Here is a 532-nt window from a genome sequence, read left to right on the forward strand (position 1 = left end):
GTCCCGAACGACTATCAGGTCGGCCAGACCGGCAAGATCGTCGCTCCGGAAGTCTATATCGCCATCGGCATCTCCGGCGCGATCCAGCATCTCGCCGGCATGAAGGACAGCAAGATCATCGTCGCGATCAACAAGGACGAAGACGCACCGATTTTCCAGGTTGCGGATATCGGACTGGTCGCGGATTTGTTCAATGCGGTGCCGGAGTTGACTGGCAAGCTGTAAGCGTTGTCATCCCGGACTTGATCCGGGATCCAGAGCGATCGTTAACAAAGGTTGCCTAACTAGGCTCTGGATGCTGAATCAAGTTCAGCATGGCGAATTAAAAAACCCCGGTGTGAAAACGTCGGGGTTTTTTGTATCGACTAGCGTTCTGAGAAAAACCCTAAACCGTAAAACTCTCCCCGCACCCGCAAGCCCCCTTGGCATTGGGGTTCTCGAACACGAACCCGGCGGTGAAATCATCTTCGACCCAGTCCATTGTGCTACCGATCAGGTAGAGCACAGAACCACCGTCGACGTAAAACAGGCC

At 54.3% G+C, this 532-nt stretch carries 2 protein-coding genes; one reads left to right on the forward strand and one right to left on the reverse strand.

What is annotated here, in order from left to right; genetic code table 11:
• Positions 1 to 225: FAD-binding protein (locus V7665_RS13825; protein ID WP_335665103.1), on the forward strand; the 225-nt coding region annotated here is incomplete at its 5' end.
• 160 nt (positions 226 to 385) lie between these two features.
• Here the strand turns inward: V7665_RS13825 and V7665_RS13830 are convergent.
• Positions 386 to 532: HesB/IscA family protein (locus V7665_RS13830; RefSeq protein ID WP_335665104.1), on the reverse strand; the 147-nt coding region annotated here is incomplete at its 5' end.

The sequence above is a fragment of the Parasphingorhabdus sp. genome (assembly GCF_036964675.1).
Classification (GTDB): domain Bacteria; phylum Pseudomonadota; class Alphaproteobacteria; order Sphingomonadales; family Sphingomonadaceae; genus Parasphingorhabdus.